The 25,107-nt window shown below is 67.5% G+C and carries 27 protein-coding genes and 2 pseudogenes; 14 read left to right on the top strand and 15 right to left on the bottom strand.

Going from position 1 to position 25,107, the window contains the following annotated elements; genetic code table 11:
- Nucleotides 1-133: pseudogene (gene sufC, locus E3O49_RS17060) on the top strand (Fe-S cluster assembly ATPase SufC); the annotation flags it as partial.
- A 4-nt stretch (nt 134-137) separates the two neighbouring features.
- Entirely contained in the window at nt 138-467 is a 330-nt protein-coding gene (locus tag E3O49_RS07415) for a metal-sulfur cluster assembly factor (protein ID WP_134366452.1), read from the top strand.
- Nucleotides 468-535: 68 nt separating this feature from the next.
- On the opposite strand, the gene E3O49_RS07410 is transcribed toward E3O49_RS07415, so the two are convergent.
- Together E3O49_RS07410 and E3O49_RS07405 are read right to left on the bottom strand one after the other, a co-directional pair.
- Nucleotides 536-886 carry a zinc ribbon domain-containing protein YjdM gene (locus tag E3O49_RS07410; protein WP_134366451.1) on the bottom strand — a complete coding sequence of 117 codons (351 nt, stop codon included), beginning with the start codon at nt 884-886 and terminating at the stop codon, nt 536-538.
- Between the two features lie 44 nt (nt 887-930).
- Nucleotides 931-1,482, bottom strand: coding sequence for an OsmC family protein (locus E3O49_RS07405; RefSeq protein WP_134451282.1), 552 nt, complete (start codon nt 1,480-1,482; stop codon nt 931-933).
- Nucleotides 1,483-1,649: 167 nt separating this feature from the next.
- Here E3O49_RS07405 and E3O49_RS07400 point away from each other — a divergent pair, with 167 nt between their 5' ends.
- Both E3O49_RS07400 and E3O49_RS07395 read left to right on the top strand, forming a co-directional pair.
- The gene (locus E3O49_RS07400) at nt 1,650-2,231 is read left to right on the top strand and encodes a TetR/AcrR family transcriptional regulator (RefSeq protein ID WP_241985532.1); all 582 of its coding nucleotides are present in this window, start codon (nt 1,650-1,652) and stop codon (nt 2,229-2,231) included.
- A gap of 95 nt (nt 2,232-2,326) precedes the next feature.
- Nucleotides 2,327-3,925, top strand: coding sequence for an ABC-F family ATP-binding cassette domain-containing protein (locus tag E3O49_RS07395; protein ID WP_134451280.1), 1,599 nt, complete (start codon nt 2,327-2,329; stop codon nt 3,923-3,925).
- A 56-nt stretch (nt 3,926-3,981) separates the two neighbouring features.
- Here E3O49_RS07395 and E3O49_RS07390 read toward each other — a convergent pair whose 3' ends face one another.
- The 3 genes from E3O49_RS07390 to E3O49_RS07380 are packed head-to-tail and all read right to left on the bottom strand — an operon-like array spanning nt 3,982 to nt 5,335.
- On the bottom strand, nt 3,982-4,824 hold the full coding sequence (locus E3O49_RS07390; RefSeq protein WP_134451278.1) for an SURF1 family cytochrome oxidase biogenesis protein: 843 nt from the start codon (nt 4,822-4,824) through the stop codon (nt 3,982-3,984).
- On the bottom strand, nt 4,821-5,054 hold the full coding sequence (locus tag E3O49_RS07385; protein ID WP_134366446.1) for a hypothetical protein: 234 nt from the start codon (nt 5,052-5,054) through the stop codon (nt 4,821-4,823). The genes E3O49_RS07390 and E3O49_RS07385 overlap by 4 nt, the downstream gene beginning before the upstream one ends.
- Nucleotides 5,051-5,335 carry a DUF3099 domain-containing protein gene (locus E3O49_RS07380; RefSeq protein ID WP_255572790.1) on the bottom strand — a complete coding sequence of 95 codons (285 nt, stop codon included), beginning with the start codon at nt 5,333-5,335 and terminating at the stop codon, nt 5,051-5,053. The genes E3O49_RS07385 and E3O49_RS07380 overlap by 4 nt, the downstream gene beginning before the upstream one ends.
- A 135-nt stretch (nt 5,336-5,470) precedes the next feature.
- Here E3O49_RS07380 and fabG point away from each other — a divergent pair, with 135 nt between their 5' ends.
- Nucleotides 5,471-6,181, top strand: coding sequence for a 3-oxoacyl-ACP reductase FabG (fabG, locus tag E3O49_RS07375; RefSeq protein WP_134366444.1), 711 nt, complete (start codon nt 5,471-5,473; stop codon nt 6,179-6,181).
- On the opposite strand, the gene serB is transcribed toward fabG, so the two are convergent.
- Together serB and glgC are read right to left on the bottom strand one after the other, a co-directional pair.
- Nucleotides 6,178-6,825, bottom strand: a complete 648-nt coding sequence (serB, locus tag E3O49_RS07370; RefSeq protein ID WP_134366443.1) for a phosphoserine phosphatase SerB — start codon at nt 6,823-6,825, stop codon at nt 6,178-6,180. The two genes, fabG and serB, sit on opposite strands and share 4 nt — an antisense overlap.
- Nucleotides 6,822-8,066, bottom strand: a complete 1,245-nt coding sequence (gene glgC / locus E3O49_RS07365; protein ID WP_134366442.1) for a glucose-1-phosphate adenylyltransferase — start codon at nt 8,064-8,066, stop codon at nt 6,822-6,824. Before glgC ends, serB begins: the two co-directional genes overlap by 4 nt.
- An 80-nt stretch (nt 8,067-8,146) precedes the next feature.
- Between glgC and glgA the strand changes: the two genes are divergently transcribed.
- The 3 genes from glgA (at nt 8,147) to E3O49_RS07350 (ending at nt 10,622) form a co-directional block, all read left to right on the top strand.
- Nucleotides 8,147-9,328, top strand: coding sequence for a glycogen synthase (gene glgA, locus E3O49_RS07360; protein WP_134402363.1), 1,182 nt, complete (start codon nt 8,147-8,149; stop codon nt 9,326-9,328).
- A 112-nt stretch (nt 9,329-9,440) separates the two neighbouring features.
- On the top strand, nt 9,441-10,223 hold the full coding sequence (locus E3O49_RS07355) for an ABC transporter ATP-binding protein (protein ID WP_134366440.1): 783 nt from the start codon (nt 9,441-9,443) through the stop codon (nt 10,221-10,223).
- A 147-nt stretch (nt 10,224-10,370) separates the two neighbouring features.
- Nucleotides 10,371-10,622, top strand: a complete 252-nt coding sequence (locus tag E3O49_RS07350) for a type B 50S ribosomal protein L31 (protein WP_104102169.1) — start codon at nt 10,371-10,373, stop codon at nt 10,620-10,622.
- Nucleotides 10,623-10,705: 83 nt separating this feature from the next.
- On the opposite strand, the gene E3O49_RS07345 is transcribed toward E3O49_RS07350, so the two are convergent.
- Nucleotides 10,706-11,392 carry a 3'-5' exonuclease gene (locus E3O49_RS07345; RefSeq protein ID WP_134366439.1) on the bottom strand — a complete coding sequence of 229 codons (687 nt, stop codon included), beginning with the start codon at nt 11,390-11,392 and terminating at the stop codon, nt 10,706-10,708.
- A 59-nt stretch (nt 11,393-11,451) separates the two neighbouring features.
- Nucleotides 11,452-13,131: pseudogene (gene treS, locus E3O49_RS07340) on the bottom strand (maltose alpha-D-glucosyltransferase).
- A 131-nt stretch (nt 13,132-13,262) separates the two neighbouring features.
- Here treS and E3O49_RS07335 point away from each other — a divergent pair.
- Both E3O49_RS07335 and E3O49_RS07330 read left to right on the top strand, forming a co-directional pair.
- Nucleotides 13,263-14,162 carry an alpha/beta fold hydrolase gene (locus tag E3O49_RS07335; RefSeq protein WP_134402364.1) on the top strand — a complete coding sequence of 300 codons (900 nt, stop codon included), beginning with the start codon at nt 13,263-13,265 and terminating at the stop codon, nt 14,160-14,162.
- Nucleotides 14,159-15,301, top strand: a complete 1,143-nt coding sequence (locus E3O49_RS07330) for a glycosyltransferase family 4 protein (RefSeq protein WP_134366437.1) — start codon at nt 14,159-14,161, stop codon at nt 15,299-15,301. The genes E3O49_RS07335 and E3O49_RS07330 overlap by 4 nt, the downstream gene beginning before the upstream one ends.
- On the opposite strand, the gene E3O49_RS07325 is transcribed toward E3O49_RS07330, so the two are convergent.
- Nucleotides 15,289-15,888, bottom strand: a complete 600-nt coding sequence (locus E3O49_RS07325; protein WP_134366436.1) for a histidine phosphatase family protein — start codon at nt 15,886-15,888, stop codon at nt 15,289-15,291. The genes E3O49_RS07330 and E3O49_RS07325 overlap by 13 nt on opposite strands.
- Nucleotides 15,885-16,754, bottom strand: a complete 870-nt coding sequence (locus tag E3O49_RS07320) for a Sir2 family NAD-dependent protein deacetylase (RefSeq protein ID WP_134366435.1) — start codon at nt 16,752-16,754, stop codon at nt 15,885-15,887. The genes E3O49_RS07325 and E3O49_RS07320 overlap by 4 nt, the downstream gene beginning before the upstream one ends.
- Before the next feature lie 104 nt (nt 16,755-16,858).
- Here E3O49_RS07320 and E3O49_RS07315 point away from each other — a divergent pair, with 104 nt between their 5' ends.
- Genes E3O49_RS07315 through E3O49_RS07305 form a run of 3 tightly spaced genes read left to right on the top strand, consistent with a single transcriptional unit; the run spans nt 16,859 to nt 20,804 of the window.
- Entirely contained in the window at nt 16,859-17,668 is an 810-nt protein-coding gene (locus E3O49_RS07315) for a TrmH family RNA methyltransferase (RefSeq protein WP_134366434.1), read from the top strand.
- A gap of 36 nt (nt 17,669-17,704) precedes the next feature.
- Nucleotides 17,705-18,937, top strand: coding sequence for a D-alanyl-D-alanine carboxypeptidase family protein (locus E3O49_RS07310; protein ID WP_241975770.1), 1,233 nt, complete (start codon nt 17,705-17,707; stop codon nt 18,935-18,937).
- 52 nt (nt 18,938-18,989) lie between these two features.
- Nucleotides 18,990-20,804: a DEAD/DEAH box helicase gene (locus tag E3O49_RS07305; protein ID WP_134366433.1), complete on the top strand. Its 1,815-nt coding sequence runs from the start codon at nt 18,990-18,992 to the stop codon at nt 20,802-20,804.
- A gap of 65 nt (nt 20,805-20,869) precedes the next feature.
- On the opposite strand, the gene E3O49_RS07300 is transcribed toward E3O49_RS07305, so the two are convergent.
- Nucleotides 20,870-22,096 (bottom strand): trans-sulfuration enzyme family protein, encoded by a 1,227-nt coding sequence (locus tag E3O49_RS07300; protein ID WP_134366432.1) that lies wholly within the window; start codon nt 22,094-22,096, stop codon nt 20,870-20,872.
- 106 nt (nt 22,097-22,202) lie between these two features.
- Between E3O49_RS07300 and E3O49_RS07295 the strand changes: the two genes are divergently transcribed.
- Nucleotides 22,203-22,682 (top strand): Lrp/AsnC family transcriptional regulator, encoded by a 480-nt coding sequence (locus tag E3O49_RS07295; RefSeq protein WP_134366431.1) that lies wholly within the window; start codon nt 22,203-22,205, stop codon nt 22,680-22,682.
- A gap of 130 nt (nt 22,683-22,812) precedes the next feature.
- Here E3O49_RS07295 and cspE read toward each other — a convergent pair whose 3' ends face one another.
- The 3 genes from cspE to E3O49_RS07280 all read right to left on the bottom strand — a co-directional run bounded on the left by cspE (nt 22,813) and on the right by E3O49_RS07280 (nt 24,993).
- Nucleotides 22,813-23,016, bottom strand: coding sequence for a transcription antiterminator/RNA stability regulator CspE (cspE, locus tag E3O49_RS07290; protein ID WP_035840308.1), 204 nt, complete (start codon nt 23,014-23,016; stop codon nt 22,813-22,815).
- 248 nt (nt 23,017-23,264) lie between these two features.
- Nucleotides 23,265-24,146 (bottom strand): DUF3097 domain-containing protein, encoded by an 882-nt coding sequence (locus E3O49_RS07285; RefSeq protein ID WP_241975771.1) that lies wholly within the window; start codon nt 24,144-24,146, stop codon nt 23,265-23,267.
- 43 nt (nt 24,147-24,189) lie between these two features.
- Nucleotides 24,190-24,993, bottom strand: coding sequence for a slipin family protein (locus E3O49_RS07280; RefSeq protein ID WP_134402365.1), 804 nt, complete (start codon nt 24,991-24,993; stop codon nt 24,190-24,192).
- Between the last annotated feature and the right edge of the window lie 114 nt (nt 24,994-25,107).

The raw sequence follows: 25,107 nt of genomic DNA, 5'->3' as shown, positions 1-25,107 counted from the left end.
GCGCTACATCAAGCCGGACTTCGTGCACGTGTTCGTCGACGGCCGGATCGCCGAGCAGGGCGGCCCCGAACTCGCCGACCGCCTCGAAGACGAAGGCTACGATCGCTTTTTGACCGAAGCAAACGTAGGCTAGTCGCATGGTCTCAACGCTGACTCCGGCGCGATTCGATGAAATCGAAGAGGCGCTCAAAGACGTGATGGACCCGGAACTCGGCATCAACGTCGTGGACCTGGGCCTCATCTACGACCTGGGCTGGGATGACGAGAACGACGCCCTGATCATCCACATGACGCTGACGTCGGCGGGCTGCCCGCTCACGGACGTGCTCGAAGAACAGACCGCCGAGGCCCTGGACGGGGTCGTCGACCAGTTCCGCATCAACTGGGTCTGGATGCCGCCGTGGGGACCGGAGAAGATCACCGATGACGGACGAGACATGATGCGCGCCCTGGGCTTCTCCATCTGACGACCTGATCACGAATAAGGGGCACCCGCCATTCGGCGGGTGCCCCTTATTCGTTGTGCGTCACGCTCTCAGGCCCTTTTCACCACACTGGACTTCAGCTGCATGGAGACACCCTCGATCCGGCAGGAAATGTCGTGGTCGCCCACGCCGTCCACCAGGCGGATGTCGCGAACCTTCGTGCCCACCTTGATCACCGTGGAACTGCCCTTGATCTTCAGGTCCTTCACGACGGTCACGTTGTCGCCGTCGGCGAGCACCGAGCCGAAGGCATCCTTGATGGTGGTGTCCGGGGCGGCCTCCGCCTCCGGGGCCGCTTCGGCGGCCCACTCGTGCCCGCAGAGCGGGCAGACCAGGAGCGCGCCCATCTCGTAGGTCAGGTCGCTGGAGCATTCAGGGCACGGAGGCAGGGACTCATTCACCGTGCCATCATAATCCAGGCCCACCGCTGGCGCAGTCCGAGCTGTCAAGCCTTGGTGACCGTGACCGACACCGGAGTGGCGTTCGAGAAGAGGTCGAGCACGGGGCAGTGCTCATCGACGGTGGAGCGGAGTTCCTGGTAGCGCTCGTCTGATTCCGGTCCGGTGATGCTGATCGTCAGGCGCACATCGGTGAACCCGGCGCGGACGCTCTGATCGATGCCGAAGAGATTGCGCACGTCGAGGTCCGCGTCCGCGATGACATCGATCTCGTCCACCTGGATACCCAGGGCCTGGGCGTAGAGGCGGTAGACGACGACCTGGCAGGAGATGAGCGCTCCGAGCGCCACCTCGACCGGGCTCGCCGCGACGTCGTCTCCGGCGAGGGCGCCCGGCTCGTCGACCACGAAAACATGCTTGCCGGCCGTGATCCGGCTGGCGACCGAACCCTCGGCGGTTCCCCGCACGCGATAGGTCAGCTGGGCATTCGAGGCGTCCGCGGCAATGCGGTCGTGCCACGTGGAGCCGGCGATGCTGAGTCGCTCGGCCCGCTCCGCGGGGAGGTCGGACGGGGCAAGAGTGGTATCCAGAATTGTCATGACGCAACCCTAGAAGCCGGTGCGCGTCCGCGTCCTCCGACCGGTCACACTGCGTCATCAACGGCTCCGATCGCAGACATGGAACGCTATTACAGTGATTGGAATGGTAATCTAAGTACATGTCTGAGGCCCCGAGACCCGCAGAATCACGCCGATCGGCTCAATCAGTGGCGACCCGAACGGTGATCCTGGCGGCCGCCCAGCGCCTGATGCTGGAACGCGGCTATATCCCCACCTCCATCGCGGCGATCGCGGCGGAGGCCGGCGTGGCGGTGCAGACCATCTACAACAGCGTGGGCGGCAAGGCCGAACTGCTTTCCGCCGTGCTCGACCTCTCGGCAGCGGGTCCTGACGCCCCGGGTCCGGCTCCCGAGTCCGTCGCGAGGCGCTACGCGGAGGCGCGCACCGCAGGGGACGTCATCCGGACCCTCGTCGACGGCATCGTCACGGCGAACGAACGCTCCGCCGCGGTGCACCGGGTGATCATTCAAGCGGCCGGTGTCGATGCGGACCTTGAGAAGCTGGAGATCCGGCGTTCCACCCAGCGGCTCCACGCCTACGGGTCGGCGGCATCCGCGCTACGAGCTCGGCGGGGTCTGCGCAGCGGGCTGAGCGATCACGAGGCGGCGGCAGCCATCTGGGCGCTCGGCCACCCGCAGGCATTCCGGTCGCTGGTCACCGACCTCGGCTGGTCCGGACCGGCGTACCGTGACTGGCTCGTCAAGTCACTTCAAGGGGCGCTTTCGTAGCTCGGCGGACTCCGGAGGGCAAACGAACAAATATACTTGAAAGCTGGCCCGTCTGGGCCTCCTCATTCCACGACCTCCCCGAACGGACTATTGCTGTGCTCAGTGTGCAAAATCTCGAAATCCGAGTTGGGGCGCGCGTGCTCATGGAAGACGTCAGTTTCCGGGTCTCGGCCGGTGACAAGATCGGCCTGGTCGGCCGTAACGGTGCCGGCAAGACGACGCTGACCAAGACGCTGGCCGGTGAGACGGTGCCGACCAACGGCTCCATCGACCGCACCGGCGAGATCGGTTACCTGCCCCAGGACCCGCGCTCGGGTGACCCGGACATGCTGGCGCGCACGCGCATCCTCGACGCCCGCGGCCTCGGCACGATTTCGCTCGGGCTCGCCCAGGCCGGGATCGACATGGGCAGCGACGACCCCAAGGTCAGCGCCAAGGCGATGCGCACGTACGGCAACCTCACCGACGAGTTCAACGCCCTCGGCGGCTATGCGGCCGAGGCCGAGGCGGCATCGATCGCCAGCAATCTCAACCTGCCGGACCGCATCCTCGACCAGCAGCTCCGAACCCTGTCCGGTGGCCAGCGCCGCCGCATCGAACTCGCCCGCATCCTGTTCTCGGCCGCAGAGACGATGATCCTCGACGAGCCCACCAACCACCTCGACGCCGATTCCGTCGTCTGGCTGAGGGAATTCGTGAAGAACTACCGCGGCGGCTGCATCATCATCAGTCACGACATCGAGCTCGTCGGCGACACCGTGAACCGGGTCTTCTACCTCGATGCCAACCGCATGGTCATCGACATCTACAACATGAACTGGAAGAACTACCAGCGCCAGCGTGTTGCCGACGCGGACCGGCGTAAAAAGGAGCGAGCCAACGCGGAGAAGAAGGCCTCGACCCTGCAGCTGCAGGCCGCGAAGTTCGGCGCCAAGGCGAGCAAGGCCGCGGCGGCCCACCAGATGGTCGCGCGGGCCGAGAAACTCCTCTCCGGGCTGGATGCCGTGCGAACCGTCGATCGGGTGGCCAAGCTGCGTTTCCCCGAGCCGTCTCCCTGCGGGCGCACCCCGCTGATGGCCACCGATCTCTCGAAGAGCTACGGTTCCCTCGAAATCTTCGCCGCCGTCGACCTCGCCGTCGACCGCGGCTCGAAGGTCGTCATCCTCGGTCTCAACGGTGCAGGCAAGACGACCCTTCTGCGCATGCTCGCCGGGGTGGACCAGCCAGACACCGGCGAGATCGTACCCGGGCACGGATTACGGATCGGCTACTACGCCCAGGAGCACGAGACGATCGACGTCAAGCGCAGCGTGCTGGAGAACATGGTGTCCTCGTCGCCGAACATCACCGAGATGGAAGCACGCCGTGTCCTGGGCTCGTTCCTCTTCACCGGGGACGACTCGCACAAACCGGCCGGCGTCCTGTCCGGCGGCGAGAAGACTCGACTGGCCCTGGCGATGATCGTGGTGTCGGGAGCGAACGTTCTGCTGCTTGACGAACCGACCAACAACCTCGACCCGGCCAGCCGTGAGGAGATCCTCGACGCCCTGGCGCACTATGCCGGCGCTGTCGTCCTGGTCAGCCACGATGAGGGTGCGGTCGAAGCGCTCAACCCCGAACGGGTCCTGATCATGCCGGACGGCACCGAGGACCACTGGAACAAGGACTACCTCGACCTCATCACGCTGGCCTGATCAGTTCACGCCGGCCTGGCCGGTTCACGCTGGCCTGATCACCGCGGTGAACCCGCTTAACGCGGGCTGTCGATGAGGTCGTCCTCGATCTCCGAATCGCTGCGCGGACGAGCAGCCGCGCGGCGCGCCCGAGCTGCAGCCCGCACTCGCTCGGTCGGGTCGTCGATGTTCACGCTGCGGAACTCCTGACGGATGGCCCAGCCCAGCCCCACGAAGCCCATCAGGGCGAAGACGAACCACTGGAACGCATAGGACAGGTGCGGCCCCTCGTCCTTCACCGGGCGGGTGACGGCGACCGGCCGGTCCGCCGGGGCCGGATCCTCCGACGCCATCAGCCCGTAGGCCCCGGTGTAGGTCGGGGCGTCCAGTCGCGCGGCCACCTCGGTCAGGTTGATCGTGGCGATCTGGTTTCCCCGGGCCGAACGACCGGCCAGGGACGGTTCCCCGGCCTTCAGGCGCGCGACGACGGTGACCTGGCCGGCCGGGGCGTTGGGCACCGAAGCGGGGGCCTCCGAGGTTTCCCCGGTCGGCAGCCAGCCTCGGTCGACGATGAAGACGGAGCCGTCGGCGAGGAGCAGGGGAGTGAGTACCTCGAAACCGGGGTTGATGTTGAGCGGGCGGTTGCGCACGATCAGCTCATCCTCGCTCAGGTAGGTGCCGGTCATCTCCACCGGCAGCCACTTCTGCGACTCGGAGAAGGACCCGCGCGTTGGCAGAGCCTCCTTGAGCGGCACGGGTGTCGCACCGTAGTTGGCCTCCACCCTTCTGATTTCCGCGAGGGCCTGATCCCGGCGGGCAATCTGCCACAGCCCGAGCCCGGCGCACACCGCGGCAAAGAGGATGGTCACCGCGATGTAGCCGGCCCAGCGCCGGGTGAACGCGAACCTCCAACCGGTCACGCCGGTTCCGCTTCCGGCGAGGGGGCGAGCGGGACCACGGATACCGGGAAGTCCCGGCTGGCCAGGAAATCCCGGAGATAGTCGACGTGCTCGTCACAGGCGAGCCAGGTCTTGACCCGGTCGGCGGAGTGGATGCGGGGATTGCGCCAGTCCACCCGCCAGCCCGCAGCCTCGCGGCATCCAGCCCGGGAGCACGTCGTCTTCTCTGGCTCAGTTCCGAGCCCGATCACGTTCCGCTCTCATCCTTGTCCGGCAGCCGGTGTACCTGGATCGCGCCCGGCCTTACCACGGTGGCACGGGCGCCCCCGCCCTGCACGTTCGCCACGACGACGGCGAAGTAGGGCAGTGCGATCGCACCGATGGCGCACAGGAGCAGCCACCAGCCCTGCACGAAGAGCATCAGCACGATGCAGACCATGCGGATGCCCATGGCGATCGAATACTTGATCATCCGGGATCGCCGCTCCTCATCGGGTGAAGGCGGGAGAGTGGTGATCGACTGCTGTTTCATGAGTGCCATCGATTCGGTCAGTCGGTGAAGTTTTCCGTGTTAAGCCTACGTCTCGTCGAACGATGACCTGCACCGCCTAAACTGGAATATACGTGCGCACGGTGTTCGTTCGCTGGGAAGAGATAGGACCCGCAAATGACGACTGGCCGCACCGTTCTTGTCACCGGCGGAAACCGCGGAATCGGTTTCTCCATCGCCGAGGAGTTCGTCCGCCAGGGCCACCGGGTGGCCGTGACGGCGAGAAGCGGCGAGGGCCCCGCCGGCAGCCTGACCGTGCGCGCCGACGTGACCAATGCCGCCTCGATCGACGCCGCCTTCACCGAGATCGAAGCCGCCCTGGGCCCGGTGGAAGTTGTCGTCGCCAACGCCGGCATCACCCGCGACACCCTGCTGATGCGCATGACGGAGGAGGATTTCACGTCGGTCATCGACACCAACCTCAGCGGGGCGTTCCGCGTGGTCAAGCGGGCGTCGAAGGGCATGCTCAAGGCCCGATTCGGCCGCATCGTGCTGATCTCCAGCGTGGTCGGCCTGCACGGGTCGGCCGGACAGGTCAACTACTCCGCGTCCAAGAGCGGCCTGATCGGTCTGGCCCGCTCGGTCACCCGGGAACTCGGTGCCCGAGGGATCACGGCCAACGTCGTGGCCCCCGGCTTCATCGAGACCGACATGACGGCCCAGCTGTCCGAGTCACAGCAGGCCGATTACAAGCGAAGCATCCCGGCCGGCCGTTTCGCCACACCGGGTGAGGTCGCGCGTGTCGTCACCTGGCTCGCCGGCGACGATGCCGCCTATATCTCCGGCGCGGTCATCCCCGTCGACGGCGGCCTGGGCATGGGGCACTAACCGCGCAGCCCCAGCATCGGGAGCACCTGGCTGAGGTCCCGGATGTCGATGGCCAGGTCGGCCTGTTCCCTGACCACCGGCTTCGCGTTGAATGCGATCCCGAGCCCGGCGGCGTGCAGCATCTGCAGGTCGTTGGCCCCGTCCCCGACGGCGACGGTCTGGGGGAGCGCGACGCACTCCAGTGCGGCCCACTCGCGCAATGTGGCCGCTTTGGCCGCCGCGTCGATGATCGGGCCGAGCAGGCCGCCGGTCAGGCGCCCGTCGGCCACCTCGAGACGGTTGGCTCGCCAGTGGTCCAGTCCGAGAGTCTCGGCGAGGGGGTCGAGGATCTCATGGAACCCGCCCGAGACGACTCCGATCAGACTCCCGTTCGAATGCAGGCCGGCGATCAGATTGGGCACCCCGAGGGTGGGGCGGACCAACCGCCCCACCTCCTCGAACACGCCGGTGGGAAGACCCGCGAGGGTCCGCACCCGCTCCCGCAGGCTCTCGGCGAAATCGATCTCGCCGAGCATCGCCCGTTCGGTCACCTCGGCGACCAGGGCCAGCGAGCCCGCCGCGTCCGCGAGCAGCTCGATCACCTCGTTCTCGATCAGCGTGGAGTCGGCGTCCAGGACCACGAGGAAACGCGCGGGACCGGTCACGGGTTGACGTGCACTCCCTTGCCCACCACGGTGATGCCGGAATCGGTGACGCTGAACCCGCGGGCCCGGTCACGGTCATGGTCGACCCCGACCTCGGCGCCGGCGGCGACGACCACGTTCTTGTCCAGGATGGCCCGGCGCACGGTCGCGCCCGCCTTGATCTGCACCCGGTCGAAGACAATCGAGTCGACGACCTGGGCACCGGAATCGATTGCGGCCCACGGGCCGAGGACGCTGCGTTCGATGTGCGCACCCGAGATGACACAGCCCAGGGACACGATCGAGTCGATCATGGTGCCGAGGAAGCCCCGCCCGTCGCGCACGAACTTCGCCGGCGGCGAGTTCAGCTGCTGGCTGAAGATCGGCCACTTCTGGTTGTAGAGGTTGAACACGGGCAGGGCGCTGATCAGGTCCTGGTGCGCCTCGAAGAACGAGTCGATGGTACCCACATCGCGCCAGTAGTCGCGGTCGCGGTCGGTGGACCCGGGCACGTCGTTGAGCTTGAGGTCATAGACCCCCGCCTCGCCGCGGGACACGAAGTCAGGGATGATGTCGCCGCCCATGTCGTGGCTCGAGTCGGTACGTTCCCCGTCGCGGAGAACGGCCTCGATCAGGGCATCCGTGTTGAAAACGTAGTTGCCCATGGACGCGAAGACCTCATGCGGCGCATCGGCGAGGCCGATGGCGTCCTTCGGCTTCTCCCGGAAGTCGCGGATGCGATCCGGGGTGGCCGCGTCGACCTCGATCACGCCGAACTGGTCGGCGAGGGCGATCGGCTGACGGATGGCCGCGACGGTCGCCGCCGCTCCCGAGGCGATGTGCGCCTGGATCATCTGGCTGAAGTCCATGCGGTAGACGTGGTCGGCGCCGACGACGACGACGATGTCGGGCTTCTCGTCGTGGATCAGGTTGAGGCTCTGCAGGATCGCGTCGGCCGAACCGCTGAACCAGCGTTTGCCGAGGCGCTGCTGCGCGGGCACGGAGGCGATATAAGAGTTGAACAGGCCGCCGGAGACGTGCCAGGTCTGGGACACATGCCGGTCGAGGCTGTGTGACTTGTACTGGGTGAGCACGACGAGTTGCGTGAGCCCGGAGTTGATCAGATTTGACAAGGCGAAGTCAATCAGCCGGTAATGACCCCCGAAGGGCACCGCCGGTTTCGCACGGTCCTCGGTCAACGGCATAAGCCGCTTACCTTCTCCGCCGGCGAGCACGATTCCGAAGATCTTCTTTGACTGCATGACTTCAGAGTAGGGCCATTCCATGCCTCGATCCAGCACGTGTCGGTGTGTCACGGGCCAGCCTGCGCTAGCTTTGCCTCATGCGAGTCGATCTACTTACGAAGGAATACCCCCCGGAGATTTACGGCGGGGCTGGCGTGCACGTCGCGGAGCTTGTTCGAGCCCTCCGCACCGACATCGATGTGGTGGTGCGGTGCTTCGGCGCAGCGCGGGACGCCCCCGATACGTTCGCTTACGATGTGCCGACCGAGCTCGCGGATGCGAACGCGACCCTGGCCACGCTCGGCGTGGACCTCCAGATGGCCCAGGACGTGCAGGGTGCCGACATCGTGCACTCGCACACCTGGTACGCCAACGGCGCCGGCCACCTCGCCAAGCTGCTGCACGGAGTCCCGCACGTGGTGACGGCGCACAGCCTCGAGCCCCTCCGGCCGTGGAAGGCCGAGCAGCTCGGCGGCGGCTACCGGGTCTCCAGCTGGATCGAGCGCACGGCCTTCGAGGCCGCGGATGCCGTCATCGCCGTGAGCGGGGGCATGCGCCGCGACATCCTCCGCAGTTACCCGGCGCTGGACGAGTCCCGCGTGCAGGTCGTTTACAACGGCATCGACCTCGAACGGTGGAAGCCGACCGAAGACGAGGACGTCGTGCGGGGGCTGGGCATCGACCCGGACCGTCCCGCCGTGGTCTTCGTGGGCCGCATCACGAGGCAGAAAGGCCTGCCCTACCTGCTCCGCGCCGCTGCGACCCTCCCGCCGGACGTTCAGCTCGTGCTCTGCGCCGGTGCGCCGGACACCCCGGGCATCATGGCCGAGGTCACCGCGGGCGTCGAAGCGTTGCAGCGGGAACGTTCCGGCGTGGTCTGGATCGACCGTCTCCTGCCGCAGCACGAGCTCGCGGCCGTGCTCACCGCCGGCACCGTCTTCGTCTGCCCGTCGGTCTACGAACCGCTCGGCATCGTCAACCTGGAGGCCATGGCCTGCGGGCTGCCGGTAGTGGGAACGGCGACCGGCGGCATCCCCGAGGTCGTTGCCGACGGTGTCACCGGCCGGCTGGTGCCGATCGACCAGGCCACCGACGGAACCGGGACGCCCATCGACCCGGATCTCTTCGTGGCCGACCTGTCCCGCACGCTGATCGAGGTGCTCTCCGACCCGGCGCTGGCCGCCGAAATGGGCCGGGCCGGGCGCGTCCGTGCGGAACAGAAGTTCAGCTGGAGCCAGATCGCCACCCGCACCCGGGAGATCTACGCGTCACTGCTCTGAGCCTGGAAGTGAAGTACTGAGCCCAGAAGTACTGAGCCCAGAACGGCTATCCGCGTGGTGCGGCGCCGGGCCTGCGTGCCCCGCGCCGCACCACGGCAGATAGCATGGCTCTATGGTCAACGTTCTTCACTTCACCGACGTCTCCGTCGTCCGGGATGGCACAACCATCCTCGACTCAGTGAATTGGAGTGTTGATGACGACCAGCGCTGGGTGATTCTCGGCCCGAACGGCGCCGGGAAAACGACCCTCCTGCAGATCGCGGCCGCACTCGTGCACCCCTCCAGCGGAAGCGCGGAAGTGCTCGAAGAGCCGATCGGTCGCACCGACCTGTTCGAGCTCCGCCCGCGGATCGGATTCGCCTCCACTGCCATGGCCCGTAAGGTACCCGCGAACGAAAAGGTCCTCGACGTCGTCATGACGGCCGCCTACTCGGTCACGGGTCGCTGGACCGAGGAATACGAGGCGATCGACGAACGACGGGCCCAGCGCGTTCTCAGCGAGTGGAAGCTCGACACGCTGGCCGACCGCAAGTTCGGCACCCTCAGCGACGGCGAGCAGAAGCGCGTGCAGATCGCCCGGTCCGTCATGACCGACCCTGAGGTTCTGCTCCTGGACGAGCCGGCGGCCAGCCTGGACCTGGGCGCGCGCGAGGAACTTCTCCAACTGCTCGGCGGGTATGCGAGCGAGCCGCAGTCCCCGGCCATCATCATGGTCACCCACCACGTCGAGGAGATCCCCCTCGGTTTCACGCATGCGCTGCTGCTCAACGGGGGCCGTGTCGTCAGTGCCGGTCCGCTGGCGGAGGCCCTGACCGCGGAATCCCTCACCGAATCATTCGGGCTGCCGATCGAGCTGCGCGAGACCGACGGGCGTTTCGGCGCCCGAGCGGCCTGACCGCCACGGATGGCCCTCACTGCGGCAGGATTCTGCTAAACTTGACAGTCGGTCCTCGGACCGCACATTTTTTCTGCCGTAACTGGCGAGTCTGAACTCGCTAATCGAAGCGCAACTCACCAATCGAACAGCAATAAGGAAGTCTTCATGAAGTCTGACATTCACCCCACGTACGCTCCCGTGGTTTTCCGCGACCTGGCGTCGGGTGCGACGTTCCTTACCCGTTCGACGGTCTCCAGCTCCAAGACCATCGAGTGGACTGATGGAACCACCTACCCGGTCATCGACGTTGAGATCTCGTCGGAGTCGCACCCTTTCTACACCGGCAAGCAGCGCATCATGGACTCGGCCGGACGCGTCGAGAAGTTCAACTCGCGGTACAAGGGTTTCGGCAAGTAACACCCACCCCATCGCGGCGTAACACGCAAAAGGGCGACCAGCTTCGGCTGGCCGCCCTTTTGCGTGTATTCGCTCGGTCGTTTCTAGCGCTCGGGCCAGGCGCCGGCTGCGACGAACGCAGGGTCACGCTCACGGCGCATGTAGGCCTGGAAGTTTTCGGCCTGCTGCAGGGACCACTGGGCCTGCAGCAGGTGCAGGTCGCCCACCTCGACCGGCAGCGTCTTCACGTGCGCCCGGGCGATGGCCTGGGCCACCCTGCCGGCGGCGACCGCATCCGCCCCGGAGTCATGCGCGTCGTCCAGGGAGACCCCGTAGAACGCGCTCGTGACCTCGAGGGTTCGCTTTCCCTTGCGGTACCGGTCGACGGCCTTGTCGATGACCAGCGGGTCCACGACGGGAGAGGGTGAGACGAGCGGCGACACCCCATAGCGGAGGCACTCGCGGTTGAGCAGGGTCAGGTCGTACGGCGCGTTGTAAGCGACCAGGGGGAGACCGCGGGCCAGATGCTCCCGGATGGTCGCCACGATCTCGGCGACGCCGTCGGCAGCGTCACGCCCGTTCAGCACGGCGTGCTTGGTGGTGATGCCGTGCACATTGGTGGCCTGCACCGGGATGTCGATCCCGGGGTTGAGGAGCCAGTCGACGCGCTCGAGCACCTGCCCGGTCGCATCGATGATGGCCACGGTGGCAGACACGATGCGGCACGTCTCCACATCGATGCCGGTCGTCTCGAGGTCGAAAACGGCGAGGGTATCACTCCAGTTGCTCATGGGGAAAGCCTAGGGCCGACCGCCGTCATCGGATGATGCCGCCCCGTGGAGACCGCCGTTCAGCCGCAGTGCAGCCAGAAGAAACTCTGGGCCCCGAGGGTGAGAGTGAGCGATCCCTCGTCGTCGAAGCTGGGGAAGACCGATCCGCCGAAGACGTCGCGGAGGCCGCTCCCGGCCAGCTGGGGATCCTGGATCCGGACGGCGATGGGGTTGTGCGAAAAGTTGAACACGCACAGCACCGTTTCCGGCTGGTCCCCGAAGCTCGTCCCCGATCCGGCGTACTCGCGAGTGAAGGCGAGCACCGATTCGTGGTCCGTTTGCACGACACGGATCGATCCGAGACCGAAGGTCGGGTGGTTCTTGCGCACATGGATGACGTTGCGCACCCAGTGCAGCAGCGAACTCGACTTGGCCAGGTGCGTCTCGACGTTGGTCTGGGTGTAGTGGTAGACGAGCGACATGACGACCGGGAGCTAGAGCTTGCCGGGGTTCGCGTCCGAGAAGCCGGCGTTCCGGTCCGGGGTCCACTGCATCGGCGTGCGCGAGCTGTCCCGGTCGGGGAGCCAGATATTGTCACCCATGCCGATTTCGTCGCCGTAATACAGGAACGGGCTGCCGGGCAGGGCGAACAGGAGAGCGTGGGCCAGTTCCATCTCGGACCGGGAATTGTCCAGCAGGGGAGCGAGGCGGCGGCGGATACCGAGGTTCGCGCGCATCCGTGGGTCGTACGCGTACCAGCCGTACATCGCCTGCCGGTACTCCTCGCTCACCATCTCCAGGGTCAGTTCGTCGTGGTTGCGCAGGAACACGGCCCAGCCGGCGGCCTCAGGAATGTCCGTCGTCTCGGACAGGACCCGGACGAGTTCGTCGGCCCGTTGCGACCGGAGCGAGTAGAAGATGCGGGGCATCACCGGGAAATCGAAGGCCATGTGACATTTGGGCTCGGCTTCGGAACCCTGGAACGCGGCCACCTCCCGAGGCCACGGGTTGGCCTCGGCGATCATGATCCGGCCCGGCTAGTCCCGGTCGACCATCCTGCGCAGCTTCCGGATGAATTCGTGGGTGGGCGGCTCACCCTCGCCGTTCCCCTCATCCGATTCGTACAGATAGGGGATGGCGTCGAGGCGGAAGCCGTCCACGCCCAGGTCGAGCCAGAACCGCACGACCTCGAAGACGGACTCGTGCACGGCGGGGTTCTCGAAATTCAGGTCGGGCTGGTGCGAGAAGAACCGGTGGAAGTAGAACTGCCGCCGCACGGCGTCGAAAGCCCAGTTCGACTCCTCCGTGTCGGTGAAGATGATGCGGATGTCCGGATACTTCTCATCGGTGTCGCTCCACACGTAGTAGTCGCCGTAGGGGCCCTCCGGGTGTTCCCTGGACTCCTGAAACCAGGCATGCTGGTCAGAGGTGTGGTTCAGCGGGAGGTCAATGACGATGCGCATATTGCGTTCGTGGGCCTTGGTCACGAGCTCCTTGAACTCGTCGAGGGTGCCGAAATCGTGCAGGATCGATCGGTAATCGGACACGTCGTAACCGCCATCCTTGAGCGGGGAGGAGAAAAACGGCGGGATCCAGAGGGCATCGATGCCGAGCCACTGCATGTAGTCGAGCCGTGAGATCAGCCCGGCCATGTCACCGGCGCCGTCCCCGTTGCTGTCGACGAAGGACCGCACCATCACCTCATAGAACACCGCGCGCTTGTACCAGCGCGGGTCGAGGGTGAGACCGGGCAGCTGGATGGGGCGGTGAAGCTCACGTTGTTCCTTCCTGTCCGCGGGGCACTGAAAGCGAGAGTGATCACCCCGATTCTAGGATCACCGGCCGGTTTTAGGTTCGAATGGGTGACACCCGCCGCCCTAAACTTGGTCTGATGAACGTTCCCTCTCCCTACGACGCGATGCTCGCGCGTATCCCCGTGAATGCCCATACCGTGACCGTGCTCGGAAGCCGTACGCGGTTCTGGGAATACGGAGACCCGGCCGGCGCGACGACGATCGTGATGGTGCACGGCTTCCGGGGAGATCACCACGGGCTCGAACCGGTGGTCGCGCAGCTGCCGGGTTACCGCATGATCTCACCGGACCTGCCGGGCTTCGGCGAGTCGGAGGCGCTGCCGCAGGGCGGCCACGACATCGCCGGCTACGGCCGCTGGCTCGCGGACTTCGTCACGGGACTTGCCCCGACCGGGCGGGTCGTTGTGCTCGGGCACTCCTTCGGGTCCATCGTCGTGGCCGCGTCCGTCGCCGGCGGACTGCCTGCGGACGAGGTGGTGCTGGTCAATCCCATCGCCGCCCCGGCGCTGGCCGGACCGCGGGGCATCCTCACCCGACTGGCCGTGTTCTACTACTGGGCGGGGGCACGGTTGCCGGAGCGGCTCGGCTTCGCCCTGCTGCGCAACCGGCTGATCGTCCGGGTGATGAGCGTGACGATGGCGAAGACCGGGGACCGCGGGCTCCGTCGCTGGATCCACGACCAGCACGACCGGTACTTCTCCGCCTTCGCGGACCGGCGCGTCGTGCTGGAGGCGTTCACCGCCTCCGTCGGCGCCGATGTCAGCGAGTTCGCCGCCCGGATCCGCCAGCCGACCCTGCTCATCGCCGCGGAGAAGGACGACATCACGCCGGTCGCGGCCCAGCACCGCCTGCAGAGACTGTTCCCGGATGCGACCCTGCACGTGATCCCCGGGGTGGGACACCTCATCCACTACGAGGTGCCGGCCCAGGCGGCCGACGCGCTGCGCGGGTTCCTGAGCGAGCGGAACCCGGCATGAGAATCCTCTTCGACTGCCGCTACACCCGGTTCGACCGACACGACGGCATCAGCCGCTACACGGCCGGCCTGGTCACCGAACTGGGCAAACTGCACCCGGTGACAATGCTCATCAACGACCACCGGCAACTCGACCTGCTGCCCGACCTACCCTGGCAGCTCGTGAGCGCGCCCACCAGCATCCGTGAACCGTTCCTCGCCCGGCAGCTCAACCGGCTCCAGCCGGGCGTCGTGTTCAGCCCCATGCAAACGATGGGGTCCTGGGGGCGGCGATACCACCTGATCCTGACCGTGCACGACCTGATCTACTACCGCAATCCCACCCCGCCGCGAGACCTCCCGGCCTTCGTGCGCGTGCTCTGGCGCCTGTACCACCTGTCCTGGTGGCCGCAACGGATGCTCCTGAACCGCGCAGACGGGGTCGTGACGGTCTCCGCGACCACCCGCGACCTGATCTTGGAACACCGCCTGACCCGTCGGCCGATCACCGTGATCCCCAACGCCGCCGGCGCACTCACGGCCGCGCCGGAACGCCGCCGCACGCCGGCCACCGGCCGGCTCGTGTACATGGGCTCGTTCATGCCCTACAAGAACGTCGACACCCTCGTCCGGGCCGCGGCGGAGCTGCCGGAGCACGAGCTGCACCTGATGAGCCGGGTCCCGGCGCCGGAGCGGGAACGCCTGATCGCGCTCGCCCCGAAGGCCCGGCTGGTCTTCCACGACGGCGTGACCGACGAGGAGTACGTCGATGTCCTGCGTTCGGCGACCGCCCTCGTCAGCGCCTCCCTGGACGAAGGCTTCGGCATCCCCCTGGTCGAGGCGATGGGGCTCGGCCTCCCGGTCGTCGTGAGCGACATTCCCATCTTCCGGGAAATCGGCGGCGACGCCGCGCTGTACTTCGACCCCACCAGTGCGCAGGCCCTCGCGGCCGCGGTGAGGCGGCTCGACGAGCCGGGCGAGTGGGCCGACCGCTCCGGGAAATCCCTCGGCCAGGCCGCCCGCTTCACCTGGCACGACTCCGCCCGGAAGCTTCTGGCGCTGCTCACCGGGCTTGCGTCCGACGGCGGCCGCGGGGCCGGAACCGACACTCGGCCCGGTATCGGCACCGAGGCGGGCACCGAGTCGGCTCAGCCCGTGTAGTGCGTGTTCTCGGCGACGGTGCGCAGGGTCGCGTCGAAATGCTCGAGATGCAGCCGGCCATCCCGCCAGACGAAGTCGTGCACGGAGCCGTTGGCGATGAGCTCGTTCTGACGTGGTCGTTCGCCGGACGTCATGCTCCGGATCAGGGTGCCGATCACTCCGCCGTGGCAGATGACGAGCACCGACTCGCCCGGATGCTCGGCGGACACCAGAGCGAAAGCCGGCAACACCCGGTCCAGCACCGCCTGGCGCGTCTCCAGGCCGGGGACGGCGACCCCGTCGGGAAAGCGACGCTGGCGTTCGGCGAAGGTCAGGCCTTCGATTTGGCCGTGGTGGCGTTCGGTGAGGGCCGGGATGACCTCCGGCCCGGGCAGTCCCAGCTCCCCGGCGATGATCCGGGCGGTCTCATGCGCCCGGTCCAGCGGACTGGTGACAATCCTGTCCCAGTGGTGGGCACGCAGGCGCAACCCGGCCTCGGCGGCCTGGGCGCGGCCGGTCGAATTCAGCGGGATGTCCGTGCTGCCCTGGATCCGGGTGTGAAGGTTCCACTCGGTCTGGCCGTGGCGCACGATCGAGAGCCTGGTCATCCGAGCCGCACTGCCAGCCCCGCCAGCGACTCCGACGTGCCGGCCTCCAGCTTGATCAGGGCGCGCCCGTCGCCCTTGGTCTCGCCCCGGTTGATCACGACGATGGGCAGCTTGCGCCGGCGGGCCTGCTCGAGGAGCCGGATGCCGGAGTTGACGAACAGGGATGAGCCGGCGATGACCAGCGCCTCGGCCCCGGAGACCAGGGCGGTGGCCTCGGTGAATTTCACGGTCGGAACGAGTTCCCCGAAGAAGACCACGTTGGGCTTGAGCATCCCGCCGCAGACCGTGCAGCCGGGCACGGTGAAACCGTCGACGTCGGTGACCTCCGCGTCGCCGTCCGGGGCCGATCGCACCGATTCCGGCACCAGTAGGGCCGGATTGGACGCCTCGAGTCGGGCGGCGATGCTGTCCCGGCCGAACGCCTGACCGCAGTCCAGGCAGACGACGAGGTCCATGGAGCCGTGCAGGTCCACGACGTGCCGGGACCCGGCCCTGGTGTGCAGGCCGTCGACGTTCTGGGTGATGACCCCCGAGATCGCGCCGCTCTGCTCCAGCCGGGCGAGGGACCGATGCCCCAGGTTGGGTTCCGCCTCCCGGAATCGGCGCCAGCCGAGGTGGCTGCCGGCCCAGTAGCGTTTGCGGGCACGTTCGTCGCCGACGAAAGTCTGGAAATTCATCGGTGTGCGCACGGGGGCGCCCTTGCCTCGGTAGTCGGGAATACCGGAATCGGTGCTGACCCCGGCGCCCGTCAGCACCGCGGTGCGCTTGCCCCGCAGCAGCGCGGCCACGGCGTCGAGCGCTGATTCGAGCGCGGCATGAGCCGCGGTCGCGGCTGCGGCGGCGTTCGGAAGCGTCTCGGTGCTCATGCTGCTCCATCTCTTGTACACCCGAGTCTAAACTCGCCGGTTTTCCAGTTGGTGACGGAACTGGCAGGCTGGAGAGGTTCACCCCCTGGAAAGGCGCCGCCGCTGTGCAGATCGTTCACATTGAAGACCTCGACCTGCCCGGTCTGGCCGACTACTCGAGGCTGACGGATGTGGCCCTGCGCCGCGTCTCGGAACCGGCGAGTGGCCTCTACATCGCCGAGTCGAGCAAGGTGATCACCCGGGCGCTTGCCGCCGGGCACCGGCCGCGCTCCGTGCTGCTGCAGGAGCAGTGGCTGCCCGACGTGCTGCCCCTGCTGGCGGACTGGCCGGACGTGCCCGTCTACGTCGGCGCCGCATCCGTGCTGGAACGGCTCACGGGGTACAACCTGCACCGCGGTGCGCTGGCGGCCATGCACCGCCCGCCCCTCGCTCCCGTGAGCGAGGTGATCCGGGATGCCCGCAGAATCGTGATTCTCGAAGACATCGTCGATCACACCAATGTGGGCGCCATCTTCCGCTCGGTCGCCGGACTCGGTGCCGACGCCGTGCTGATCACCCCGCGCTGCGCCGATCCACTGTACCGGCGGAGCGTGCGGGTGAGCATGGGCACGGTGCTGCAGGTGCCGTGGACCCGGCTGCCGGAGTGGGCCGCAGCGGCGCCGCTGCTGCACGAGGCCGGTTTCCACCTGGCCGCCCTGGCGCTCTCCGACGATGCCGTGACGCTGGAACAGTTCGCCGGTGACGCCCCGGAACGCCTGGCGCTCATCCTCGGCGCCGAGGGTGACGGTCTCAGCACCCAGGCGCTCTCCGCCGCGGACACGGTGGTCACAATCCCCATGCTGCACGGCGTCGATTCGCTCAACGTGGCCTCGGCGAGTGCCGTGGCCCTCTACGCCCTGCGGGTCAGGGTATAGCAGGTCCGGCACAGGGGTCGTGGGTAGAATCGACGGATGACGATGACCCGAGGCCAAATCTACCGCCGTCGTCGTTTCGCCGTTGCGGGTGGTCTTGTGGTCCTTCTCTCCGGTGTCGGCTACCTCTCCGGCACGGGGCTGGCCCCGGCGCCGGCCGCGGCCGTCGAGGTGAGCAAGCCCGCGGAACTGACCCAGCCCGCCGCCGAGCTGGACTGGCCGGGCGTGGGCGCCGGGGCGATCGGCGCCGTCGGTTACCCCGACCTCCTCGGTTCCACCGGCGAGCAGGGCTCGGTGCCGATTGCGAGCATCACCAAGATGGTGACCTCCCTCGTCGTGCTCGAGAAGAAGCCCCTCACCACCAAGCAGGCCGGACCCGACATCAAATTCACCGACGACGACGTGGACATCTATTATCAGGTCGTCGCCGAGAACGGTTCGGTCGCCCCGGTGTCCGCCGGCATGGTGCTCAGCCAGCGCCAGGCGTTCGAGGCCATGCTCCTGCCCTCCGCGAACAACTACAGCATCTCCCTGGCCGTCTGGGCCTTCGGATCCGTCGACGCGTACCTGGCCGCCGCGGAAACCTGGCTCGCCGCGCACGGCCTGAACGACACCGTCGTGGCCGACACGAGCGGGTTGTCGCCGGGCAGCAAGAGCAGCCTCGCCGACCTGGTCAAGATCGGCAAGCTGGTGCTGGAGAACCCCGCTCTCGCCTCGATCGTCTCGATGAAAACCGCCGACCTGCCCGTCATCGGTACCGTCACCAACACCAACAAACTCCTCGGCAAGCACGGCGTCACGGGTCTCAAGACCGGGACGACGGATGAGGCGGGCGCCTGCCTGCTGTTCTCGGCCGAGTTCAAGGTCGGGGGGAAGACCGTCACCCTGGTCGGCGTCATGCTCGGCGGGGACACCCACACCGAGCTGAACCAGTCGATTGCGGACCTGATCGACAGCGTCGAACCCGGTTTCCGGCAGGTCAAGCTGACGGACAAGGGCGCGGCCTACGCCGACTACGGCACTCAGTGGGGACAGGAGAGCCAGGCGGTCACGGACCGCGAGGCCTCCGCAATCGTCTGGTCGGACACCCCCATCACCGTCCGGCCGACGGCCGAGAAGCTCACCCTCGGCGACGCCGGCGACCCCGTCGGCACGGTCGACTTCGCCGTCGGCGCTGACACCGTCAGCGTCCCCCTGGTGCTCGACACCACGATCAGCGACCCGGGACCCGGCTGGCGTTTCACCCACCCGGGGGAGCTGGCCGCCGGCTGAGCGACGACCCGTGCGCGCGCAACGCGCGGCGCAACGGGTAAGTTCTTATGAAGTGAATACTCCACCTGCTTTCGGACCTGCCCAGGGGACGAGTGCAGCCGAACACCTCTCACCGTCCTTCCCGGAACGCGCCGCGTGGGGCACGGCGGGCAAGCTGCGCGCCTGGCAGGCCGAGGCCCTGGAAGCCTATTTCCTGCATCAGCCGCGCGATTTCCTCGCCGCGGCCACGCCCGGCGCCGGCAAGACGACCTTCGCCCTGCGGCTCGCCGCCGAGCTCAAGGCGCGCCGGTTGATCGACAGCATCACGGTGGTCGCACCCACCGAGCATCTCAAGCGCCAGTGGGCGGATGCCGCCGCGCGGGCGGGCATCCGGCTGGACCCGAACTTCAAGAACGCCAACGGCCGCTACGGCAACCACTACCACGGCATCGCCGTCACCTACGCCCAGGTGGCCAGTCGGGCCGCGCTGCACCGGCAACTCACGCAGTCCAGCCGCACCCTCGTGATCCTGGACGAGGTGCACCACGGCGGGGACGCCCTGAGCTGGGGCGACGCGATCCGGGAGGCGTTCGAACCGGCCACCCGCCGGCTCTCGCTGACCGGCACTCCGTTCCGCTCGGACACCTCGCCGATCCCGTTCGTGAGCTACCTGCCCGACGAGCACGGCATCCGTCTGTCCCAGAGCGACTACAACTACGGCTACGGCCGCGCCCTCGAAGACGGCGTCGTGCGCCCGGTCATGTTCATGGTCTACGCCGGGCACATGAAATGGCGCACCCGCGCAGGCGACGAGATGGAAGCGAAACTCGGCGAGGGCAACACCAAAGACATCACCTCCCAGGCCTGGCGCACCGCCCTGGAACCCACCGGCCAGTGGATCCCGGCGGTTCTGCGCGCCGCGGACTCGCGGCTGACCCAGGTGCGCCACGGCATCCCGGACGCCGGGGGACTGGTGATCGCGACCGACCAGACCATGGCACGCGCGTACGCGGCCATCCTGCAGGAGATCTCGGGGGAGTCGGTGACCGTCGTGCTCTCCGACGAGAAGGAGTCCAGCGACCGGATCGACGAGTTCTCGCACAGCACTTCGCGCTGGATGGTGGCGGTGCGGATGGTGTCCGAGGGCGTCGACGTGCCCCGTCTGGCCGTGGGCGTGTACGCGACCAGCGCATCCACCCCGCTGTTCTTCGCGCAGGCCATCGGCCGGTTCGTGCGCGCCCGCCGTCGAGGCGAGACGGCGTCGATCTTCCTGCCCAACGTGCCGAGCCTGCTCAGCCTGGCGAATGCGCTCGAGCTGGAGCGTGACCACGCCCTGGACCGCAGCAACCGGGATGACGGCGAAGACGGGATGTACAACCCCGAAGACGCCATGGTCGCCGACGCGAACAAGGCGGACAAGGCCTCCGACGACCTCGGCGAGGAATTCACCTGGCAGGCCATCGACTCCCAGGCCACCTTCGACATGGTCATGTTCAACGGGGACGAGTTCGGAGAGCTGGCCGAGCCGGGCACCGACGAGGAATTCGACTTCATCGGCATCCCGGGGCTGCTCGAACCCGAGCAGGTCTCCGAGTTGCTGCGCCAGCGACAGCACCGGCAGGCCAAGCGTTCCACGGACCGTCGCAAGGACCCGGTCACCGGCGAGATCGCACCGGAGGAGCCCCCGCCCCTGTACCGCACGCTGAAGGAACAGCGCACCCTGCTGGCGAGCCTGGTGGGCATGTGGTCGAAGCTGGCCCAGGAGCCGCACGGCATGGTGCACGCGGAACTCCGGCGCGAGTGCGGTGGTCCCGCCGTGGCGCAGGCCAGCGTGACGCAGTTGCAGAACCGGATCGACCTGCTCCGCCGCCGCCTCGGTCGCAGCTGAGCCCACTGTTCCCGTTCCGGTCGAGAGTGACCCGCGCAGCGGGCACTCTCGACCGGAACGGGAACTCAGGCGACGGCCTCCTGGGGCAGCGGGACCGCGCAGCCCCGGTCGACGGCGGCAGGCACGTCCAGTGCAGCCAGGATGTCGGCGAGCAGGTCGTCGGGGTGCTCCAGACCGATCGAGATGCGCACGATGCCCGCGCCCGGTCGCGCCCCGGCCTCGACCGGGCGGTGGGTCAGGGACGCCGGATGCTGCACCAGCGAATCCACCCCGCCGAGGGACACCGCGTGGGTGATCAGCCGGCAGGCTTCGGTGAAGCGGACGGCCGCGTCGAACCCGCCGGCGAAGTCGAGCGCGATGATCGACCCGGCACCCGTGCACTGGCGCCCGATCAGGTTCTGCGGGTCCTGCCCGGGCAGCCCGGGGTAGAGCACGCGGGCCAGGGCCGGATGGCCAACGAGGCCCTCGGCGACGGCTGCAGCGGTGGCCTGCTGGGCCCGCACGCGCACGGGAAGCGTGCGCAGGCCCCGGTGCAGCAGGTAGGCGGCGAACGGATGCAGGATGCCGCCGGTCAGCGCGCGCACCTGCCGCAGACGCACCAGCCAGTCCTCGGGGCCCGAAACCGTGCCGCCCATCACGTCCCCGTGGCCGCCGAGGAACTTGGTGGCACTGTGCAGCACCAGGGTCGCGCCCGCCTCCACCGGTCGCTGCAGCACCGGGGTGGCGAAGGTGTTGTCCACGAGCACGGGGACCCGGCCGGCGGCATCCGCCACGGCCCGGATATCGGTCAGGGCCAGGCTGGGGTTCGCGGGCGACTCGAGGATGACCAGCCCGGTGTCGGACCTGATTGCCGCCGCCACGCCGGCAGCGTCGACCCAGGTGACCGTCGTGCCGAGCAGACCGGTGGCCAGCACATGGTCCGTCCCGCCATAGATCGGACGCAGAGCCACGATGTGCGGCGTGCCGGCGGCGACGGATGCGATCAGCACGGCCGCCAGCGCGGCCATCCCGCTGGCGAAGGCGACGGTGCCCTCCGTACCCTCCAGGGCGGAGAGAGCGGTCTCGAACCGGGCCACGCCGGGCTGCCAGAGCCTCTGGTACACCGCGGAGTCCCCAGCACCGATGACGCCGCCGGTGGCCAGATTCTCGTAGGAGTCGCCGCCGCGCTCCACCCCGGCCAGGGGATTGGTTGTGGACAGGTCGATCACCGGCACATGGGAACCCGACTCGGTCACACCCTCCATCCCGGCGTGCACGGCGATGGTTTCCAGGTGCGGCGTCGTTGGCATCATGCTCAGACGAAAACAGATTCTGTCCTCGTCCGCAATAGGGCCTGCAGACCCTTCCGAAACCCGGCCGATCGTCGCATAAACTGCTCAGTGACGAAAGAGTGAGCCGATGGAACCGAAGAAAACCGAAATCGACCGCGTCGACCGCGCCCTGCTGCGTGCGCTGTCCATCAACGCCCGCGCCTCCGGGGCCGCACTGGCCGCCGAAATCGGGGTTGCGGAATCCACGGTGTCGCTGCGCCTGCGCCGGCTCCAGCAGCTCGGCCACATCCGCGGCTACCGCGCGATCATCGATCTCGCCGCGCTCGGGGCATCTCTGCAGGCGCTGATCTCGATCCGGCTGGTCAAGCATGCCCGCGGACAGATCGACGAGTTCCGGGATGCGGCACCGCACTGGCCCGGAGTGATCGGCCTGTTCCACACTGCGGGGGCCGACGACTATCTCCTGCACGTGGCCGCGGCGGATGCCTCCGGCCTGCGGGACTTCGTGCTCGAGCACCTCGCCGAGCACCCGGCGGTGGCGCACACCGAGACCAACCTGATCTTCGAGTACGTCGACGGTGACGGCTGGCAGGACCTGGTCAAGTAGGCGCCGGCTCCCTCGGCTGAGGAGGGTCCGGCTTAACGAGACAACGCCCCTGCCGAAGCAGGGGCGTTGTCGAAGCTCAGTAAGGCCGTGAAGCCTGAAGAGCAGTTGCGCTATTTAGCTTTGCAGCTATTTAGAGGGCGCGGATGTTCTCGGCCTGAGGACCCTTGGGGCCCTGGGTTACCTCGAACTCGACCTTCTGGTTCTCGTCGAGGGACTTGTAGCCGTTCGAGGCGATCGCGGAGTAGTGCGCGAACACGTCGGCGCTTCCGTCGTCGGGAGCGATGAAGCCGAAGCCCTTTTCAGCGTTGAACCATTTCACGGTACCTGTTGCCATTTTTGAAACTCCTCCAGGAGTGTTAGAAAGGCCCCGACTTTCGAGGCCGTTCGTCGCGGTATTCGTCGTCCGCTTCCGAAAGGAATACGCCGCACTGACCGAGGTCACTGCGTTTTAAGACGTGCAAGCACTACAACTACTGAGTTAACTCTAGCCCACATCGCTCGTTCCTGCCCGGATTGTCAGCTGATTCGGTTCCAAAGCGTTACGTTTCTTCACATATCCGCCAGAAAGTGAGGCACTCTGCACTATTCAACGGTCACGAAATCGATCAACTGTTCCACTCGGCCCAGGAATTGCGGTTCGAGGTCCGCGTACGACCTCACCCGTCCGAGAATCCGCTGCCAGGCCCGGGCGATGTCCGCCTGCTCCTCGTGCGGCCAGCCGAGGGCCTCGCAGATTCCGTGCTTCCACTCGATCGTGCGCGGAATCACCGGCCACGCCTCCCAGCCGAGGCGCTCCGGCTTCACGGCCTGCCAGACGTCGACGTACGGATGCCCGACCACGAGCACATTCCGGCCGTGCGGCCCGCTGGCCACGGCCTGGGCGATCCGGCTCTCCTTGGACCCCGCGACCAGATGGTCGACGAGCATCCCGACCCGCCGCCCGGGAGCGGGACGGAATTCCGCCAGGAGTTCCTCGAGGTTGTCGACGCCCTCGATGTACTCGACCACCACCCCCTCGATGCGCAGGTCGGCGCCCCAGACCTTTTCGACGAGTTCGGCGTCGTGCCGGCCCTCGACGAAGATGCGGCTGCCCCTGGCCACCCGTGCGGGCGCATCCGTCACCGCCACCGAGCCGGAGGCCGTGCGTGCGCGCCCCTGCGGCGTCCGCGGCTTGGGGGCGACGAGGACGACCGGCTGGCCGTCGAGCAGGAATCCGCCGCCGAGGGGGAACAAGCGCAGTTTTCCGTGGCGGTCCTCCAGGGTGACGATCTTCTTCTCGATCCGGATCACGGCGCCGCAGAAGCCGGTCGCCACCTCCTCGACCACGAGATCGGGCGTCGCTTCCTGAGTCGGAACAATCGTACGGCCGACCTCCCGCCACCCGGGTGAGAGCACATCCGCGCTGTACCGATCCGCTTCGTCCCGACCCTGCACGTTCCGACCCTGCATGTTCCGCCCGTTCATTCCGCCACCCTCGATCCCGCGCCCCGCGGCGCCGGAATCGACGCTAGCGGATGCCCCGGGCGATCGCGTCCGCGGCCTTGGTCTCCCGGGCGAGGAAGTCGCCCAGCTCGCCGACGGTGCTCATCAGGGGAGCGGGGAACACGACAACGGTGTTCTTGTCCACGCCGATCTCGACCAGGCTCTGCAGGTTGCGCAACTGCAGTGCCAGCGGGTGGGCCATCATGATGTCGCTGGCTTCGCCCAGCGCGGCAGCGGCCAGCGACTCGCCTTGCGCGTTGATGATCTTGGCGCGCTTCTCCCGCTGGGCCTCCGCCTGCTTCGCCATGGCGCGCTTCATGCTGTCGGGCAGGAGGATGTCCTTGAGTTCCACCAGTGTGACCTCGACGCCCCAATCGAGGGTGCGCGCGTCCAGGATCTCCCGGATGTTGAGGTTGAGGACGTTCGTCTCGGCGAGCGTTTCATCGAGCGTGTGCTGACCTACCACCTTGCGCAGTGTGGTCTGGGCGATCTGGTCGATCGCCGCCTTCACGTCCTCGATCGCGACCACGGACCGCACCGGGTCGACGATCCGGTAGTACGCGACCGCGGACACGCCGACGCTGACGTTGTCCTGGGTGATGATGCCCTGGGACTGGATCGGCAGCGTCACGATCCGAAGGGCCACCCGGTGGAGCACGTCGACGAACGGAATGATGAAGGTCAGCCCGGGCAACCGGGTGCCGATCAACCGTCCGAAGCGCAGCACCACGCCCTGCTCGTACTGTTTGATCACCCGCATCGACATCAGTAGAACGAGCACACCGAGCAGAAGGAGGACCACCAGGACGATTGCCGCCGTCGTGTTCATCGGAACCCCTCCACCGGGTCGGGAATGGCCTTCCTCCATGTTCACCCGGCGGGGCGGATTTGGCCAGTGCTGGACAGTGCCGGGCCACGGGCAGGACGGTTCCGTCGCCGGTCG

Origin of the sequence: Cryobacterium shii (genome assembly GCF_004402595.1) — a bacterium.
In the GTDB taxonomy this organism is placed as follows: Bacteria; Actinomycetota; Actinomycetes; order Actinomycetales; family Microbacteriaceae; genus Cryobacterium; species Cryobacterium shii.
This window is presented reverse-complemented; position numbering and strand designations above follow the sequence as displayed.

What these genes read in the sequence shown, in the direction of transcription:
- E3O49_RS07415 (WP_134366452.1), top strand. Translation starts at nt 138, where the DNA reads ATGGTCTCAACGCTGACTCCGGCGCGATTCGATGAAATCGAAGAGGCG.
- E3O49_RS07405 (WP_134451282.1), bottom strand. Translation starts at nt 1,482, where the DNA reads ATGACAATTCTGGATACCACTCTTGCCCCGTCCGACCTCCCCGCGGAG.
- E3O49_RS07380 (WP_255572790.1), bottom strand. Translation starts at nt 5,335, where the DNA reads ATGAAACAGCAGTCGATCACCACTCTCCCGCCTTCACCCGATGAGGAG.
- fabG (WP_134366444.1), top strand. Translation starts at nt 5,471, where the DNA reads ATGACGACTGGCCGCACCGTTCTTGTCACCGGCGGAAACCGCGGAATC.
- glgC (WP_134366442.1), bottom strand. Translation starts at nt 8,066, where the DNA reads ATGCAGTCAAAGAAGATCTTCGGAATCGTGCTCGCCGGCGGAGAAGGT.
- glgA (WP_134402363.1), top strand. Translation starts at nt 8,147, where the DNA reads ATGCGAGTCGATCTACTTACGAAGGAATACCCCCCGGAGATTTACGGC.
- E3O49_RS07355 (WP_134366440.1), top strand. Translation starts at nt 9,441, where the DNA reads ATGGTCAACGTTCTTCACTTCACCGACGTCTCCGTCGTCCGGGATGGC.
- E3O49_RS07350 (WP_104102169.1), top strand. Translation starts at nt 10,371, where the DNA reads ATGAAGTCTGACATTCACCCCACGTACGCTCCCGTGGTTTTCCGCGAC.
- E3O49_RS07345 (WP_134366439.1), bottom strand. Translation starts at nt 11,392, where the DNA reads ATGAGCAACTGGAGTGATACCCTCGCCGTTTTCGACCTCGAGACGACC.
- E3O49_RS07335 (WP_134402364.1), top strand. Translation starts at nt 13,263, where the DNA reads ATGAACGTTCCCTCTCCCTACGACGCGATGCTCGCGCGTATCCCCGTG.
- E3O49_RS07330 (WP_134366437.1), top strand. Translation starts at nt 14,159, where the DNA reads ATGAGAATCCTCTTCGACTGCCGCTACACCCGGTTCGACCGACACGAC.
- E3O49_RS07325 (WP_134366436.1), bottom strand. Translation starts at nt 15,888, where the DNA reads ATGACCAGGCTCTCGATCGTGCGCCACGGCCAGACCGAGTGGAACCTT.
- E3O49_RS07320 (WP_134366435.1), bottom strand. Translation starts at nt 16,754, where the DNA reads ATGAGCACCGAGACGCTTCCGAACGCCGCCGCAGCCGCGACCGCGGCT.
- E3O49_RS07310 (WP_241975770.1), top strand. Translation starts at nt 17,705, where the DNA reads ATGACGATGACCCGAGGCCAAATCTACCGCCGTCGTCGTTTCGCCGTT.
- E3O49_RS07300 (WP_134366432.1), bottom strand. Translation starts at nt 22,096, where the DNA reads ATGATGCCAACGACGCCGCACCTGGAAACCATCGCCGTGCACGCCGGG.
- E3O49_RS07295 (WP_134366431.1), top strand. Translation starts at nt 22,203, where the DNA reads ATGGAACCGAAGAAAACCGAAATCGACCGCGTCGACCGCGCCCTGCTG.
- cspE (WP_035840308.1), bottom strand. Translation starts at nt 23,016, where the DNA reads ATGGCAACAGGTACCGTGAAATGGTTCAACGCTGAAAAGGGCTTCGGC.
- E3O49_RS07285 (WP_241975771.1), bottom strand. Translation starts at nt 24,146, where the DNA reads ATGAACGGGCGGAACATGCAGGGTCGGAACGTGCAGGGTCGGGACGAA.
- E3O49_RS07280 (WP_134402365.1), bottom strand. Translation starts at nt 24,993, where the DNA reads ATGAACACGACGGCGGCAATCGTCCTGGTGGTCCTCCTTCTGCTCGGT.